The organism is Amycolatopsis pretoriensis (genome assembly GCF_900107925.1).
Lineage (GTDB): Bacteria > Actinomycetota > Actinomycetes > Mycobacteriales > Pseudonocardiaceae > Amycolatopsis > Amycolatopsis pretoriensis.
Map to the genome: position 1 here is coordinate 351311 of NZ_FNUJ01000010.1, position 15800 is coordinate 367110.

Genomic DNA, 15800 nt, shown 5'->3' on the forward strand with positions numbered 1-15800 from the left:
AAACGGGGGGCGCCCCCGCGGGCCGGAGGTCATCGCGCCAGCCGTTCCAGGACCGTGGCCAGCGCCGCGGCGCCCGCCTCGACGTCGGCGGCCTCGGCGAACTCCTCCGGCGAGTGGCTGATCCCGGTCGGGTTGCGCACGTACAGCATCCCGGCCGGCACGAACCCGGCGAGGATCGCCGCGTCGTGCCCGGCGCCGGTCGGCAGCTCCGGCGCGCCGCCGAGCCAGCCGCCGAGGTCGCGCCGCAACCGGTCGTCGAACACGACGTCGTCCGAATAGGACTCCCGCGTCACCTCGACCCGGCAACCTTCTTCTTCCGCCGCCTCCTCGGCCGCTCGCGCGATGTCCGAGACCAACGATGGAGTCGCGTCGCCAGGCACCCGCGCGTCCAACCACAAGTCCACAGTGGACGCGATGACATTGGTGCCGCCCGGCGTCGGGACCAACCGGCCGACGGTCGCCCGCGCGTCCGGCACCGCGCGCGCCAGCCGCCGGACGGCGGTGACCGTCGCGGCGGCGGGCAGCATCGGGTCGGCGCGGTCGGCGATGAGCGTCGCCCCGGCGTGGTTTCCCTGGCCGGTGAAGGAGAACCGCCACCGGCCGTGCGCGATCACCGTGCTGCCGACGGCCACCGGCGAGCCGAGGTCGATCAGCCCGCGGCCCTGCTCGACGTGCAGTTCGAGGAACCGTCCGATCAGCCCGAGCCGGCCGGGATCAGGCCCGATCCGCTCCGGGTCGAAGCCCGACTTCGCCGCGGCCTCGGCGAACGTGACGCCGTCGGCGTCCCGCAACCCGCGTGCCTTGCCGGCGTCGATCGTGCCGGTGAGCAGCCGCGCACCGAGGCAGGGGACGCCGAACCGGCCGCCCTCCTCCTCGGCGAACACGACGACGGCGAACGGCTTCTCCGGCTGGAAACCCTTTTCCCGCAACGCTTCCACGGCGGCGAGCGCGCTGACCACGCCGAGCGGGCCGTCGAAAGCGCCACCGCCGGGCACCGAGTCGAGGTGGCTGCCGGTGACGACGGCGTCCGGCCCCGGCGAACCCCACCAGGCCCAGATGTTGCCGTTGTAGTCGGTGTCCACGTCCAGCCCGAGCCCGAGCGCGCGCTCGACGAACCAGACGCGCAGGTCCTGCTCGGGCGAGTCGAACGCGTGCCGCGAATAGCCGCCGCGCTTCGCATCGCGTCCGACGTCTCCGATCTCCGCCAGCAAGGAAGAAGCGGTCACGCCTGCTCCCGCATCGGTACCCGCACGCCGCGCTCGTCAGCGACCTCGTTCGCCCGGTCGTACCCCGCGTCGACGTGCCGGATGACGCCCATGCCCGGGTCGTTGGTGAGCACGCGCTCGAGCTTCTGCGCGGCGAGCTCGGTCCCGTCGGCGACGCTGACCTGCCCCGCGTGGATGGACCGGCCCATGCCGACGCCGCCGCCGTGGTGGATCGACACCCAGCTCGCGCCGGACGACGTGTTGACCAGCGCGTTGAGCAGCGGCCAGTCGGCGATCGCGTCGGAGCCGTCGGCCATGCCCTCGGTCTCGCGGTACGGCGAGGCGACGCTGCCGGAGTCGAGGTGGTCGCGGCCGATGACGACCGGCGCCTTCAGCTCACCGCTGGCGACCATCTCGTTGAACCGCAGGCCGGCCAGGTGCCGCTCGCCGTAGCCGAGCCAGCAGATCCGGGCGGGCAGGCCCTGGAACGCCACGCGTTCGCCGGCCAGCTTGATCCAGCGCGCGAGGGATTCGTTCTCCGGGAACAGTTCCAGCATCGCGCGGTCGGTCGCGGCGATGTCCTCGGGGTCGCCGGAGAGCGCGGCCCAGCGGAACGGGCCGTTGCCCTCGCAGAACAGCGGCCGGATGTAGGCGGGCACGAAACCGGGGAAGTCGAACGCGCGCTCGCAGCCGCCGAGCTTGGCCTCGCCGCGCAACGAGTTGCCGTAGTCGAAGACCTCCGCGCCGCGGTCGAGGAAGCCGAGCATGGCGTCGACGTGGTCGGCCATCGACTCGCGCGAGCGGTCGGTGAACTCGTCGGGCTTCTTGGCCGCGTAGTCGTGCCAGTCTTCGACGCCGATGCCCTTGGGCAGGTACGAAAGCGGGTCGTGCGCGGACGTCTGGTCGGTGACGATGTCGACCTCGACGTTCCGGCGCAGCAGCTCCGGCAGCACCTCGGCCGCGTTGCCGACGACACCGACCGACAGCGCGCGCTTCTCCTGCTTGGCCCTGGTGACGCGGGCGATGGCGTCGTCGAGGTCGTCGGCCACCTCGTCGAGGTAGCGCGTCTCGACGCGGCGGTGGGCGCGCTGCGGGTCGCACTCGATGACCAGCGCGACGCCGTCGTTCATGGTCACGGCGAGCGGCTGTGCGCCACCCATGCCACCGAGGCCAGCGGTGACGGTGAGCGTCCCCTTGAGACTCCCGCCGAACTTCTTCTTGGCCACCGCGGCGAACGTCTCATACGTGCCCTGCAGGATGCCCTGGGTGCCGATGTAGATCCACGAGCCCGCGGTCATCTGCCCGTACATCGTCAGGCCCTGCTGCTCGAGCCGGCGGAACTCGGGCCAGGTCGCCCAGTCGCCGACCAGGTTCGAGTTCGCGATGAGCACGCGCGGCGCCCACTCGTGCGTGCGGAACACACCGACCGGCTTGCCGGACTGGACGAGCAGCGTCTCGTCGGTGTCCAAAGTGGTCAGTTCGCGGGTGATGGCGTCGAAGCTGGCCCAGTTGCGGGCGGCCTTGCCGGTGCCGCCGTAGACGACCAGGTCCTCCGGCCGCTCGGCGACGTCGGGGTCGAGGTTGTTGTGGAACATCCGCAGCGCGGCTTCGGTCTGCCACGACTTGGCGGTGAGCTGGGTGCCGCGGGCGGCACGGACGACGCGGGACATCAGACCTCCAGACGGGCGGCGTCGAGGACGGCGCCGGAGCGGACGAGTTCTTCGGCGGCCGCGATCTCGGGCGCCAGGTGGCGGTCGGGGCCGGGGCCCGCGACCTTCGTGCGGAGCAGGTCCCGGACGCGGCCGGTGACCGGCGACGGCTCGAGCGGCGCCCGGAAGTCGAGCGCCCGGGCCGCCGTCAGCAGTTCGATGGCGAGCACGGTGGTCAGGCCGTCGACGGCCTTGCGCAGCTTCCGCGCGGCCGACCAGCCCATGGAGACGTGGTCCTCCTGCATGGCGCTGCTCGGGATGGAGTCGACGGACGCGGGCACGGCGAGCCGCTTGAGCTCGCTGACCACCGCGGCCTGCGTGTACTGGGCGATCATGTGACCGGAGTCGACGCCGGGGTCGTGCGCGAGGAACGGCGGCAGGCCGTGCGAGCGCGCCTTGTCGAGCATCCGGTCGGTGCGGCGCTCGGCGATGCTGGCGACATCGGCGATCGGGATGGCCAGGAAGTCGAGCACGTACGCGACGGGCGCGCCGTGGAAGTTCCCGTTGGACTCGACGCGGCCGTCGGCCAGGACGACCGGATTGTCCACAGCGGACATCAGCTCGCGCTCACCGACGAGTTCGGCGTGCGCGAGGCTGTCGCGCGCGGCGCCGTGCACCTGCGGGGCGCAGCGCAGCGAGTAGGCGTCCTGGACGCGGTTGCAGTCCGGGCCGCGGTGGCTCTCGACGATCTTCGAGCCCTGCAGCGCCGCCCACATCCGGGCGGCAGAGGCGGCCTGCCCGGGGTGCGGCCGGAGGGCCTGCAGGTCGGCGGCGAACGCGCGGTCGGTGCCGAGCAGGGCTTCGACGCTCATCGCGGCGGTGAGGTCCGCGATGTCGAACAGCCGGTGCAGGTCGGCGGCGGCGAGCAGGAGCATGCCGAGCATGCCGTCGGTGCCGTTGGTGAGGGCAAGGCCCTCCTTCTCGGCGAGCACGACCGGCTCGATGCCGGCGTGCTTCAGCGCTTCTTCCGCCTTCACGACTTCGCCGCGATAGGTCACTTCGCCTTCGCCCATGAGCGCGAGCGCGACGGCGGCCAGCGGCGCGAGGTCACCGGAGCAGCCGAGCGAGCCGTACTCGTGCACGATCGGCGTGATGTCGGCGTTGAGCAGGGCCGCAAGCGTTTGCGCGGTCCCCGGGCGGACGCCGGTGTAGCCGCTGGCGAGGGTCCGCAGCCGCAGCAGCATCAGCGCGCGGACGACCTCGGGCTCGACGGCGGGCCCGGCGCCGGCGGCGTGCGAGCGGATCAGGCTGCGCTGCAGCGCGGTCCGGCTCTCGACGGGGATGTGACGGGTGGCGAGAGCGCCGAAGCCGGTCGAGACGCCGTAGGTGGGCGTGACGGCGTGGGCGAGGTTCTCGATGTGCTGGCGGGTCGCGGCGAGGGTCTTCTCGGCCGCGTCCCCGAGCGCGACCGGCGCGTGGCCGCGGACGACGTCGACGACCTGGGCGGCGGTCAGGGGTTCGAGGCCCAGGAGCACTTTTTCCGGCATGGGCCCATTGGACATCGTCCTTCCCGCTGGTGGGATGCCCCACGGAGTGGTTCCGTCTGGGATCCCAGACGTAAGCTCGGACCATGAGCGACGTCCCGGCGCTGCGCCGCGGTCTGGCGGTGCTGAGCCTCCTGGCGACGCGCCCGGGCCCGGTGACCGCGGCGGCGATCGCGCGCGAGGCCGGGCTCCCCCGCTCGACGACGTACCACCTGCTCAGCGAGCTCGAAGCCGCCGGTTTCGTCGTCCACCTGCCCGCCGAACGCCGGTACGGCCTCGGCATCGCGGCGTTCGAGCTGGGCTCGGCCTACCTGCGCCACGACCCCCTCGAGCGGCTGGCCGGGCCGTTGCTGCGCAAGCTCGTCGACCGCGTCGGCCACACCGCGCACCTGGGCGTCCTGCACGGCAACGAGTCGCTGTACCTGATCAAGGAACGCCCGGCGCGCCCGGAGACGCTGGTGACCGAGGTCGGCGTCCGGCTGCCGGCCCAGCTGACGGCGTCCGGCCGCGCGATCCTGCGGCACCTGCCCGCCCCGCACGTCCGGGCCCTGTTCCCGTCGGCGTCGGCGTTTGTGCTGCGCACCGGTCGCGGACCGCACACGCTCGCCGCGCTGCGCCGCGTCCTCACCGCGGAGCGCCGGCTCGGCTGGTCGGTCGAGGACGGCCACGTCACGGCGGGGTTCGCCTCGGTCGCCACCCCGGTTTTCGACCACGGCGCCCGCCCGCTGGCGGCGATCAGCGTGACCCTGCGCCACCACTGCGCGGCCGAGCCGTGCGAAGAGACGTGGCCGGACCTGGCGGCCGAGGTGGCGGCGACGGCCGCCGAGCTGACCAGCCGGATCGGCGGCCACCCGGGCTGACCCGCTGCTGCGATCGGGGCAACTGTCACCGAACGCCTCGATTCCACTGCGCTGGGTTATTACCGTTGCCGGATAGCGGTCTGAGGGGCGCCGGTGATGGATGACGCACGCGTGACGAAGGTGGGGTTCGGCGCCGTGCTCGCGGTCGCCGAGTTCCGGGCGATGTGGCTCGCCGAACTGCTGTCCATCTGCGGCGACCAGCTGGCCCGCGTCGCGCTGGCGGTCCTCGTCTACCAGCGCACTTCCTCGGCGGCCCTGACCGGCCTGACCTACGCGCTGACGTACGTGCCGTCCCTGCTCGGCGGGATCCTGCTGGCCGGCGCGGGCGACCGGTGGCCGCGCCGCGACGTGATGGTCGCGGCCGACGTGGCCCGGGCCGCGCTCGTCGGCGTCATCGCGATCCCCGGCGTCCCGCTGTGGGTCCTGTGCGTGCTGGTCGCGGTGATGACGGCGCTGGGCGGCCCGTTCAAGGCGGCGCAGCAGGCGCTGCTGCCGACGGTGCTCGAAGGCGAGCGGTACCTGGTCGGGATGGCCCTGCGGAACGTCACGATCCAGGGCGCGCAGCTCGCCGGGTTCGCCGGCGGCGGCCTGCTGATCGCCGCGCTGGCGCCGTCCGCGGCACTCGCGCTGGACGCCGTCACGTTCGCGCTCTCGGCGTTGTTCCTGGTCACCGGCGTCCGGCGGCGCGCGGCGATCGCGCAGGCGGTGCGGCCGGCCTGGCTGTCGACGACCGGCGCCGGCATCCGGCTGATCTGGCGCGACCCGGCGCTGCGGACATTGGTGGCGCTCAACTGGCTGGCGGGGTTCTACGTCGTGCCGGAGGCGCTGGCCGCGCCGTACGCGGCGGGGATCGGCGCGGGCGCGACGCTGGTGGGGCTGCTGATGGCGGCGGACCCGGCGGGCAGCGTGCTCGGCGGCGTCCTGTTCGGCAAGTGGATCCCGGAGCGGGCGCAGGTCCGCGTGCTGGGCTGGCTGGGGATCGCGGCCGGGCTGCCGCTGGTGGTCTTCGTCTTCCGGCCGGGCCTGGTCGCGTCGGTGCTGCTGCTGGCGGCGTCCGGCCTGCTGGCGACGGGCTACAACATCACCGGCACGGTGACGTTCATGCGCCGGGTCCCGGACGAGCACCGCGCGCAGTGCGCCGGGGTGAACTCGGCCGGCTTGATCACGGTGCAGGGCGTCGGCGCGGCCGCGGCCGGCGTGCTCGCCGACGTGCTGAGCCCGGCCCACACCATCGCCGTGGCCGGGGCGGCGGGCGCCGCGGTGGCCGTGCCGATCGCGAGGGCGTGGCGCCGGGTCGGGCTGGAGGGACCATGACCTCAGTTGTCGCGTCCGCACATGGCGCGCCTCCCTTCGCCACCTCGGGCCGGCCCGGTTCCGTCACCGGCCGGACACCATGAGTATGCGGACCGGCGCCGGAGCCCCGCGCGGCGGACCGCACTTTCGTGACGCGCTCGTGCCACGGCGCTGGGCGCTGTGGCAGCAGGGTCCGCGCGTGGTCGTCTACTGCCTGTTGACGGAAGCGGCGGCGGTGACCCTGACGCTGCGCCCGTTCCCGATCGCGGTCGACCGCCGCACGGTGCTGATCCTGCTGGTGCTGCTGCTCCTCGGCGTGGCCCAGTCGGAGGCGGGCCGCCGGGTCGAGCGCATCCGCCGCCGCGTGTCGGGCAGCCCGCACATCAACATGACGTCGGTCTGGACGTTCGCCGGCGTGCTGGTGCTCCCGCCGCCGCTGCTGGCGGTGCTGGTCGGCGGCCTGTACGGGCACCTGGCGATCCGCAGCTGGTACCGCCTGCAGCGGGTGCCGGCGTCGAGGACGGTCAGCAACGCGGCCATCATCCTGCTCTCCTGCTACGCGGCCCAGGCGGTCATGCGCGTTTCGGGCTCTCCGGACGTGCGTTCGGCGTTCCCCCGCGGCTGGGCGGGCACGTTCGCGATCGCGGCCGCGGGAGTGACGTTCTTCGTGGTGAACGCCCTGCTGGTGCTCCCGGCCCGCCGCGAGATCGGCCGGACACCGGAGGCGTTGTTCGGCACGTGGTCGGACAACGGCCTCGAGGTGGCGACGCTGTGCCTCGGCGCGCTGAACGCCGTGGCGCTGGCGGTGCTGCCGGGCCTGGTGGTGCTGGTGCTCCCGCCGTTGCTGCTGTTGCACCGGACGGTCCTGGTGAAGCAGCTGGAGGTGGCGGCCCACCGCGACGCGAAGACGGGGCTGTACAACACGAGCGGCTGGCACTCGCTGGCGGAGCGAACACTGGCGGCCGCCGCCCGCCAGCGGTCGACGTTCGGTCTGCTGATGCTCGACTTGGACCACTTCAAGCAGGTGAACGACACGTACGGCCACCTGGCGGGCGACGCGGTGCTACGGGCGGTGGCGGAAGCGATCATCGCGGCGGTCCGCGGCCGCGGCGACGCGGTGGGGCGGTTCGGCGGCGAAGAGTTCGTGGTGCTGCTGCCGGGAATCGCCCACCCGGACATCGGCGCGGTGGCAGAGCGCATCCGCCGAGCGGTGGCGGCGCTGAAGGTCCCGGCGGGCACGCTGTCGATCACGGGTCTGTCGACCTCGATCGGCATGGCGGTCTACCCGACGGCGGGAACCTCGTTGCAACGCCTGCTGGACGCGGCGGACACGGCGCTCTACCACGCGAAAGCGACGGGCCGGAACAAGGTGGTCCACGTAGCGGACCTGGGATGATCAGGCGTGGGTACGCCGCCGCCCGCCGGCATCGAGCCCGAGCATGGCAAGCAGTTCGGCACACTCCCGGACGTTGGTGGAGTGGCCGGCAACGGTGATAACGGCCCGATCGTTCTGTTCGGCGAGCCGAACGGCTTCTTCAGCGCGGATGACACCCATCCGGCTGTCTTCATCGTTGGCGGTCGAGCTGCCATTGGAACGGGCCCAGGTCATCTGGCCACCTACTTCCGACCCCGCGGGTGCGGAGCCATGGTCGGGGCTTCAGCATGACACTCACAAAAATTTCACCCGCAAGTGGGTTCGGTCACAGGGGTGGGGTTGCGGAGAGTAGTGGCTTGGTGGGGTGGGTTTGGGGTGGTGGAGCGGGGGTTGGTGGCGCTCTCGTGAGGTGAGGCCCGGCGAGATCCGGTTTGGCGCGGCCCAGCCCGACCCGGCGTAGCCCAGCCCGATCGGCCCCAGCCCAACCGGCCCCAGCCCGACCCGGCCCGACCGGCCCTAGCCCAGCCCAGCCCGGCGCAGCCCAGCCCAGCCGGCGCAGCCCAGCCCAGCCGGCGCAGCCCAGCCCAACCCGACCGGTCCCAGCCCGACCGGCCTCAGTCCGGCCCGACCCGGTCCGACCCGGCCCAGCCGGCCCCAATCCAGCCCGGCCCGACCCGGCGCAGCCCAGCCCCGCCCGGCAGCCCAGCCCGACCGGCCCAACCCAGTCCGACCCGACCCAGCCCGACCCAGTCCGACCCGACCCGACCCAGCCCAGCCCGGCCCAGCCCGACCGGCCCCAGCCCGGCCCAGCCCGACCGGCCCCAGCCACACCCGACCCAGCCCAGCCCGATCCAGCCAAACCCGCTGTCCCTCAATGCCTTCCGGCACCCCGAAGCTGTCATTGTGACTACGGCCGGCAACACCGCGTCAAGGCGGGAAAGATGCCTTGACCCGGCGCTGCCGGCCGTGTTCTGGCTTCGGATCGGGGTGCGGGGAGGTCTGGGTGCTCGTCCGTGCCCGTTCTCGAGGCCCCTGGCGTCTGCGGAGCCCTCAAAGACAACCCCAAAGAAGAAGACCCCCGCTCCAAAGGGAGCGAGGGCCTTCTCGAAGGTGGAGGTGCCGGGAATTGAACCCGGGTCCTCTGGCGTATCAACAGGGCTTCTCCGTGCGCAGTCCGCTACGTCTCTACTTGGCCCCCTCGGTCACGCGAACAAGCCGAGGTGACGAGCCCAGCCACTGTTTGCTTCACGACCAGTCCCCGTGGCCGGGATGGTCGCTGAGCCTCCTAGCTGATGCCGGTACCCGGGCCGGAGGCGAACCCGGGCCGACAGAGACGCACTCGCTCAGGCGGCGAGGGCGTACTCGCGCTGACTGGAGTCGGCGCTTATTTGGTTGCGATGACGCTTAACGGTGGTCTCTCGCCTGCACCGGCACGCTTCTCCTGAATCAACGTCCAAAGTCGAAACCGTTCACCCCCTTGGTGGGAACACAACCTGTACATCATAACGCGCGGCGCCACCGCTTTGCTCCCGGCGGGTAGGGCCAGCCCTACCGCGAGGATGCCCGCGCGCACCATGTCGCCGGCCACCGGAAACGACGACCCTGGACTCCAGCAGAGAGGAGTCCGGTGATGGGTAGCGCGAGGCGGGATCCGCCGTTCGGTGGTTCGGTGGTGTTCCTGCTGATGAACCTGCCGGTGGGGGTGCTGGCGTTCGTCTTCTTGACGACGTTCGTGGCGGCCGGGCTGGGGACCGCCGTCATCTGGGTCGGGGTCGGGCTGCTCGCGCTGCTCGTGCTGGCCGTTCGGGGGGCCGGGCGGCTGGAGCGCGCGCGGGTCTACGCGCTGCTCGACCGGTACATCGACCTGCCCTACCTCCCCCTGCCCGCTCAGGGGCAGAAGGACCGCTGGAAGGCTCGGCTGAAGGACCCGTCGACGTGGCGGGACCTCACCTACTTCTTCCTGCTCTTCCCGCTGGGCATCGTCGAGTTCGTGCTGGTGACGACGTTCTGGTCGACGAGCCTGGCGCTGGCCGGCCTGCCGCTCTACTTCCGGTGGCTGCCGGACGGCGCGTACTACTTCCCGTCCTACGACGTCCGGTGGCTGACCGTGGACTCGACCGTGGAAGCGCTACCGTGGGCAGCGCTGGGGGTGTTGTTCGTCGCGTTGTCGGTGGCGCTGACCAAGGCTCTCGCCGGGGTCCACGCCCGGCTGGCGGGCGCCCTGCTGGGGACGACCGTGGCCCAGCGTCGTCGGATGGAGCGCTGGTGGGAAGACGCGGAAGAGAAGAACCTGGTGGCGGGATGACCGAGGCGCAGCGGCTGGAGCGCCCGCGGCCGAACCCGGCTCGCACGATCGTGTACATGATCGTGAGCTTCGTCTTCCGGATCATCCAGTTCGTGCTGATCGTCACCGGCATCGTGACGGGGGTCGCGACGGCGGTCGTGTGGATCGGGTTCCCGATCTTGCTGGCGACGACCAGCTTCATCCGCTGGTCGGCGGACCGCGAGCGGTCGTGGCTGGGAGCGATGCTGCGGGTGCCGTTGCCGCCGGTGGAACGGCGTTCGCAGGAGGGCCTGCCGCTGCTGCGCCGGTGGATCGTCCGGCTGAGCGACCCGACGACGTGGCGAGACCTCGCCTACCTGATGGTCACGTTCCCGCTGGCGTGCGCCGAGCTCGCGATCGCGCTGGCGTCGATCGTGCTGCTGCCGATGGCGATCTGGGTGACGCCGTGGCTGGGCTGGCTGCACGGCGAGCTGGGCCTGGCCTTGCTGGGGCCGGACCGCACGAAACGGCTCGAGCAGAAAGCCGAGCGGCTGCAGGCTTCGCGGGCGCGTGGTGTCGACGCCGCCGAGGCGGAACGGCGCCGCATCGAGCGTGACCTGCACGACGGCGCGCAGCAGCGGCTCGTCGCCGTCGCGATGAGCCTCGGGCGGGCCAAGTCGAAGTTCGACCAAGACCCGGCCGCGGTGCGGGAGCTGATCGACGAGGCGCACTCGGACGCGAAGCTCGCCGTGTCGGAGCTGCGGGACCTCGCGCGCGGCATCTACCCGGCGGTGCTCGGCGACCGCGGGCTGGACGCGGCGTTGTCGGCGCAGGCGGCGAAGTCACCGATCCCGGTGGACGTCCACGTGGACGTCGAGCCGCGCCCGCCGGCGGCGGTGGAGACGACGGCGTACTTCATCGTCGGCGAGACGCTGACGAACATCGCGAAGCACTCCGGAGCGTCCGAAGCGGGTGTGAAGGTGTGGCGGACCGACGACCACGTCGTCGTCGAAATCACCGACAACGGTCACGGCGGCGCCGAGGTGCGTCCGGGTGGCGGGCTGGCCGGGCTGGCCGACCGCGCCGCGACCATCGACGGCGTCATCACGGTCGTCAGCCCGGTGGGCGGGCCGACGGTGATCCGGGCTGACCTCCCCTGCCAGTGGTGAATAGGCTGGACCCCGTTCATCCACGAGCTTGGGGGCCGGATGCGGGTAGTCATCGCCGAAGACGCCGTGCTGTTGCGGGCCGGGGTGACCCGCCTGCTCGCCGACGAGGGCATCGAGACGGCCGCGGCCGTCGACAACGGTGACGACCTGCTCGGCGCGGTGAAGGAACACCGTCCGGACTTGGCGATCGTCGACGTCCGGATGCCCCCGACGTTCACCGACGAAGGCCTGCGCGCCGCCCTGGCGGCCCGCAAGGAGGTCCCGGGGCTGCCGGTGCTGGTGCTGTCGCAGTACGTCGAGGAGTCGTACGCGGTGGAGCTGCTGTCGGGCGGCGCCGGCGGGGTCGGCTACCTGCTGAAGGAGCGCGTGGCGGACGTCGACGAGTTCCTGGACGCGGTCCGCCGCGTGGCGAACGGCGGCACGGCGATCGACCCGGACGTGATCGCCCAGCTGATGGCCCGCGGCCGCCGCAACCCGCTGGACGCGTTGACCGCGCGGGAGTCCGAAGTGCTGGGCCTGATGGCGCAGGGGTTGTCGAACACCGCGATCGCGAACTCGCTGGTGGTTTCGCACGGCGCGGTGGAGAAGCACATCGGCAACATCTTCTCGAAGCTCGGCCTCGAGGCGAGCGCGGAGGAGCACCGCCGCGTCCGGGCGGTGCTGACCTACTTGGGGCGCTGAGGTTTGCGGGCCAGCAGGTACGCCTGAGGAACCTTCTCGGGTTCCTGCGGCGCGCGGACCAACCGCGCTTCCAGCTCCAAGCCGGCGTCCTCGAACAGGCCCGCCACGAAATCCGGCTGCAAGCGGTAGGCGTCGAAGGAAACCTCGTGGCCGTAGCCCTGGGAGATGTGCCGGCGCTCGTCGCCCACCTGGAACGCCGTCAGCAGGCGGCCGCCCGGCGCCAGGACCCGGGCCAGTTCCGCCACCAGCGCGGGCAGCCGCTCCGGCGGGGTGTGGATCAGCGAGTACCACGCCAGCGCGCCCGCGAGGGAGCCGTCTTCCAGCTCCAGCGCGTGCATCGAACCGACCTCGAACCGCAGCTCCGGGTACGTCCGGCGAGCCACGGAGACCATGCCCGGCGACAGGTCCACGCCGAACACGTCCAGCCCCAGGGAGGCCAGGTGGCCCGTCAAGCGGCCCGGGCCGCAGCCCAGGTCGCCGACCGGGCCGGTGTCGCCCACGAGCTCCGCGAACGTGCCCAGCACCGCCCGGTCCCACGGGCTGGTGGCCAGCGCGTCCCGCGCTTCCTCGGCGTAGGCGTCGGCGACCGTGTCGTACGCGGTCCGGGTGTCGGTCAGGTAGGCGAGTTCCGTCACGGGCCGGAACACTATCGACGGACGGTGACCGCAAGTCCCGTAGGGTGGACGTAGGGTCACCCGATCTGCGGGCGGCACCCTGCGCACCACTCACCTACCATGAGCGGACCCACCGGGAAGGAGCGCGCGGATGACCGAAGAGACCCCCTGCGTCCACTTCTTCGGCGGCCCGCTCGACGGCCGCGTCCAGGAGCTCGGCGACGCCGAACCCGTGCCCGGCACCGTCATCCGGCACATCCACCTGCACGGCGGCCCGAAGATCGAGACCCGCTACGAGCTCGGCCTCACCGAGCACGGCTGGGAATACCGCGTCGCCGCGACGCAGCACGAACCCGAGCCCGACGGCCTGAGGTAGGGCAAACCCCAGTACGGCCCTGGGGTAAACACGACCCCGAAGAGGCCGGTAAGCACCGCTGTCCCGGCGGCCCGGACCGGCCAAGCTCAATGCATGCAAACGAGCCGGGACCGTTTCCTCGACGTCGTCCGGGCGGGGGCCATCCTCGCCGTCATCGCCCAGCACTGGACCATGCCGGTGCTCTCGTACTCCGACGGCCACCTCGCCACGGGCAACGCGCTCGCGACCCCTGGCTGGTGGGTCGTCACCTGGCTGTCCCAGGTCATGCCGCTCGTCTTCTTCGCCGGCGGCGCGGCCAACCTGATCTCCTTCCGCCGCGCGGAATCGACGCGGACCTGGCTCGGCGCGCGGCTCAAGCGCCTGATGCTGCCCGTGCTGCCGCTGATGGCCGTCTGGCTCGTCATGCCGGACTTCCTGCGCGGCCTCGGCGTCCCACCCCAGCCGGTGCAGGTCGGCAGCGCCATCGCCGCGCAGCTGCTGTGGTTCCTCGCCGTCTACGTCCTGGTCGTGCTCCTCACCCCGCTGATGGTCGCCGCGCACCGGCGCTGGGGCCTCAAGGTCCCGCTCGTCATGGGGGTCGCCGGCGTCCTCGTCGACGTCGCCCGCTTCAACGACCTCGGCTACATCGGTTACGCCAACGCGATCTTCGTCTGGGTCGCGGTGCACCAGCTCGGCTTCCACTACGTCGAAGGCCGCCTCGGCACGCTCACCCGCCGCGCCGCCCTCACGCTGTCCGCCGCCGGTTTCGGCGTCACCGCCCTGATGGTCGCCTTCGGCCCGTACCCGGCCAGCATGATCGGCATGCCGGGCGCGCCGGTGTCGAACATGAGCCCGCCCACCGTGCTGCTCGCCTTCCTCGCCGTCGGCCAGATCGGCCTGCTGCTCGCCTTCCGCCCGCAGCTCAACGCGCTCGCCGAACGTCCCGGCGTCGGCACCGCCCTCGGCTGGCTCGGCGCGCGGTTCATGAGCGTCTACCTCTGGCACATGCCGGCGCTGGTCGTGGTGACCGGTGTGACCGTCTACGGCCTCGGCTACGAGACCCCCGCGCCGGGCACGCTCATGTGGCTCGTCATGGCGCCCGCGTGGTTCGCGGTGTGCGGCATGGTGCTGCTGGGTCTGCTGCGGCTGTTCGCGCACTTCGAGATGCAGCGCGACACCGCGAGCGTGACGGCGAGGGTGCCGCAGCTGGTCGTCGCCGGGCTGATGATCTCCGGCGGCCTGCTCGGCCTGGCCGCGCACGGCTTCGCACCGCTGTCGGACGGCTTCGCGCACGGCCCGGTGCCGTGGGTGCTCCTCGCGACGGCCGGTTTCCTGCTGGCGAGCAAGCCGGTCCCGGTGGTCGACCTGCTGGGGCGCGCGGTCGTGGTGAGCGAACGCGCGGTCGTCAAGCGCTGATCAGCCGCAGCGGGGTGTCGTGCAGGACGGCTCGCAGGAACGGCTCCCCCAGGCGATCGTCGGCTGCCCAGCCGGCGATCGCCTGCAGCTGCGTCGCGTACGAGTACGGGATGTTCGGGAAGTCCGTGCCGAGCACGACCCGGTCGGCGAACTCGGCCAGCCGCGCCGTCCAGTCCGGCGGCAGCGGCGACATCTTCTCCGCGAACGGGACGCCGACCATCGTCGTGTCCAGGTGCACCCGCGGGTACTTCTCGAGCAGTTCGAACGCCGTCCCGAACTCCGGCATCGCCGCGTGCGCGAGCACCGCCGTCAGGTCCGGGTGGGCGGCGAGGACCTCTTCGAAGACCGACAACCCGGTGAAGTCGCCCCGCAACGGACCGTGTCCACAGTGGACGACCACGGGAACGCCGGCGTCGGCCAGCGAGCCCCACACCGGCTTCAGCAGCTCGTCACGCGGGTCGTACGCGCCCACCTGCACGTGCGCCTTGAACACCCGGGCGCCGGCGCGCAGCGCACCGTCCACAGCGGACCCGGCGCCGGGCTCGGGGTAGAACGTCCCGGTCGGCACCGCGTCCGGCACCCGCGCGGCGAACTCCAGCGCCCAGTCCGTCAGCCACTCGGCCATCCCCGGCTTGTGCGGGTACACCAGCGGCGCGAAGCGCGTCACGCCCAGCGAGCGCAGCGTCTCCAGCCGGTCCTCTTCGGACGTCCGGTAGTGCACCGGCCAGTCGGTGCCGTAGTGCGTCGAGGCCCGGTCGAAGTACGCCCAGACCTTGTCCATCACCGGTTTCGGCAGGAAGTGGACGTGCAGGTCGACCAGGCCGGGCAGGCCCAGCGACGCCGTCCAAGCCGCGACGTCGGCATCCGAGGCCGGGCCCGCCGTCACTCCGTGAACCGGCCCTTCAGCGCGCGGCCCATGGCCTTCCTGATGTCGCGGTCGGCGTCGCGCTTGGCGAGCGCCTGCCGCTTGTCGTAGGCCTTCTTGCCCTGCGCCAGCGCGATCTCGACCTTGACCTTGCCGTCCTTGAAGTACATCGACAGCGGGACGAGGGAGAGCCCGCTCTCTTTGGTCTTGCCGATGAGCTTCTCGATCTCGCGCCGGTGCAGCAGCAGCTTCCGGGTGCGCCGCGGCGTGTGGTTGGTCCACGTGCCCTGCGTGTACTCCGGGATGTGCACGTTGCGCAGCCACACTTCGCCGTCGTCGACCGTCGCGAACGCGTCCGCCAGGGACGCCTTGCCCTCGCGCAGGCTCTTCACCTCGGTGCCGACGAGCACGAGACCGCACTCGTAGGTGTCGAGGATGGAGTAATCGTGCCGCGCCTTGCGGTTCGACACGATCACCTTCTGGCCACGTTCCTTGGGCATACGACCACTCT

The 15800-nt window shown here is 72.1% G+C and carries 15 protein-coding genes and 1 other RNA gene; 8 read left to right on the top strand and 8 right to left on the bottom strand.

The window, feature by feature from the left end:
- Positions 1 to 29 precede the first annotated feature (29 nt).
- The 3 genes from BLV96_RS39015 to hutH are packed head-to-tail and all read right to left on the bottom strand — an operon-like array spanning position 30 to position 4401.
- A complete protein-coding gene (locus tag BLV96_RS39015) occupies positions 30 to 1226 on the bottom strand; it encodes an allantoate amidohydrolase (protein ID WP_086676304.1) in 1197 nt (398 codons plus the stop codon).
- A complete protein-coding gene (hutU, locus tag BLV96_RS39020) occupies positions 1223 to 2875 on the bottom strand; it encodes a urocanate hydratase (protein ID WP_086676302.1) in 1653 nt (550 codons plus the stop codon). Before hutU ends, BLV96_RS39015 begins: the two co-directional genes overlap by 4 nt.
- Complete coding sequence (gene hutH / locus BLV96_RS39025; protein WP_086676300.1) at positions 2875 to 4401, bottom strand: histidine ammonia-lyase; 1527 nt, start codon at positions 4399 to 4401, stop codon at positions 2875 to 2877. Before hutH ends, hutU begins: the two co-directional genes overlap by 1 nt.
- 83 nt (positions 4402 to 4484) lie before the next feature.
- Here hutH and BLV96_RS39030 point away from each other — a divergent pair, with 83 nt between their 5' ends.
- From BLV96_RS39030 to BLV96_RS39040, 3 genes are all read left to right on the top strand, one after another.
- Positions 4485 to 5258, top strand: a complete 774-nt coding sequence (locus BLV96_RS39030) for an IclR family transcriptional regulator (protein ID WP_086676298.1) — start codon at positions 4485 to 4487, stop codon at positions 5256 to 5258.
- 96 nt (positions 5259 to 5354) lie between these two features.
- On the top strand, positions 5355 to 6572 hold the full coding sequence (locus tag BLV96_RS39035) for an MFS transporter (protein WP_208608440.1): 1218 nt from the start codon (positions 5355 to 5357) through the stop codon (positions 6570 to 6572).
- 85 nt (positions 6573 to 6657) lie between these two features.
- Positions 6658 to 7947 carry a GGDEF domain-containing protein gene (locus BLV96_RS39040; RefSeq protein WP_091390200.1) on the top strand — a complete coding sequence of 430 codons (1290 nt, stop codon included), beginning with the start codon at positions 6658 to 6660 and terminating at the stop codon, positions 7945 to 7947.
- Here BLV96_RS39040 and BLV96_RS49435 read toward each other — a convergent pair whose 3' ends face one another.
- Both BLV96_RS49435 and ssrA read right to left on the bottom strand, forming a co-directional pair.
- On the bottom strand, positions 7948 to 8160 hold the full coding sequence (locus tag BLV96_RS49435) for a hypothetical protein (protein ID WP_143051088.1): 213 nt from the start codon (positions 8158 to 8160) through the stop codon (positions 7948 to 7950).
- Positions 8161 to 9034: 874 nt separating this feature from the next.
- Positions 9035 to 9403, bottom strand: a transfer-messenger RNA (tmRNA) gene (gene ssrA, locus BLV96_RS39045).
- A 153-nt stretch (positions 9404 to 9556) separates the two neighbouring features.
- On the opposite strand from ssrA, the gene BLV96_RS39050 reads away from it, so the two are divergent.
- Genes BLV96_RS39050 through BLV96_RS39060 form a run of 3 tightly spaced genes read left to right on the top strand, consistent with a single transcriptional unit; the run spans position 9557 to position 12039 of the window.
- Positions 9557 to 10231 carry a sensor domain-containing protein gene (locus BLV96_RS39050; protein ID WP_086685085.1) on the top strand — a complete coding sequence of 225 codons (675 nt, stop codon included), beginning with the start codon at positions 9557 to 9559 and terminating at the stop codon, positions 10229 to 10231.
- Positions 10228 to 11358: a sensor histidine kinase gene (locus BLV96_RS39055; RefSeq protein ID WP_086685088.1), complete on the top strand. Its 1131-nt coding sequence runs from the start codon at positions 10228 to 10230 to the stop codon at positions 11356 to 11358. Before BLV96_RS39050 ends, BLV96_RS39055 begins: the two co-directional genes overlap by 4 nt.
- Positions 11359 to 11397: 39 nt before the next feature.
- A complete protein-coding gene (locus BLV96_RS39060) occupies positions 11398 to 12039 on the top strand; it encodes a response regulator transcription factor (RefSeq protein ID WP_086685091.1) in 642 nt (213 codons plus the stop codon).
- Here BLV96_RS39060 and BLV96_RS39065 read toward each other — a convergent pair.
- A complete protein-coding gene (locus BLV96_RS39065; protein ID WP_167379880.1) occupies positions 12024 to 12674 on the bottom strand; it encodes a class I SAM-dependent DNA methyltransferase in 651 nt (216 codons plus the stop codon). The two genes, BLV96_RS39060 and BLV96_RS39065, sit on opposite strands and share 16 nt — an antisense overlap.
- A 130-nt stretch (positions 12675 to 12804) precedes the next feature.
- On the opposite strand from BLV96_RS39065, the gene BLV96_RS39070 reads away from it, so the two are divergent.
- Together BLV96_RS39070 and BLV96_RS39075 are read left to right on the top strand one after the other, a co-directional pair.
- Positions 12805 to 13029, top strand: a complete 225-nt coding sequence (locus BLV96_RS39070; RefSeq protein WP_086683564.1) for a hypothetical protein — start codon at positions 12805 to 12807, stop codon at positions 13027 to 13029.
- A 93-nt stretch (positions 13030 to 13122) separates the two neighbouring features.
- A complete protein-coding gene (locus BLV96_RS39075; RefSeq protein WP_086683561.1) occupies positions 13123 to 14424 on the top strand; it encodes an acyltransferase family protein in 1302 nt (433 codons plus the stop codon).
- Here the strand turns inward: BLV96_RS39075 and BLV96_RS39080 are convergent.
- Both BLV96_RS39080 and smpB read right to left on the bottom strand, forming a co-directional pair.
- Positions 14414 to 15310 (bottom strand): amidohydrolase family protein, encoded by an 897-nt coding sequence (locus BLV96_RS39080; protein WP_086683558.1) that lies wholly within the window; start codon positions 15308 to 15310, stop codon positions 14414 to 14416. The two genes, BLV96_RS39075 and BLV96_RS39080, sit on opposite strands and share 11 nt — an antisense overlap.
- Positions 15307 to 15789, bottom strand: a complete 483-nt coding sequence (gene smpB, locus BLV96_RS39085) for an SsrA-binding protein SmpB (RefSeq protein ID WP_086683555.1) — start codon at positions 15787 to 15789, stop codon at positions 15307 to 15309. Before smpB ends, BLV96_RS39080 begins: the two co-directional genes overlap by 4 nt.
- Positions 15790 to 15800: the final 11 nt, after the last annotated feature.